Annotated in this window: 1 pseudogene; it reads right to left on the bottom strand. The window is 52.6% G+C overall.

The features are described from left to right. A pseudogene (locus tag AC27K1_RS21840) lies at window positions 1-215 on the bottom strand (IS1182 family transposase); the annotation flags it as partial.

Genomic DNA, 215 nt, shown 5'->3' with positions numbered 1-215 from the left:
GGCTTCCAGGTTCTCCCTGGAATGAAAACCACTGTCTGCGGTTATCCTGGCTGTTTTGAATATATCGCTATGTCCCAGCCAGCGACACTGGGCATCAATCGCTTTTACCGTCGGAATCAGGGTCGATTGTTCAGCACCATGGCCATAGGCTTCCCCATGAATAATGACCTGGTGCTTGCTGTCGACAGCCGCCACACCACAGTAACCCTGGATAG

The sequence above is a fragment of the Kistimonas ophiarachnellae genome, assembly GCF_057552235.1.
The sequence above is the reverse complement of the archived record's forward strand: the minus strand, read 5'-3'. Positions and strand labels throughout refer to the sequence as shown.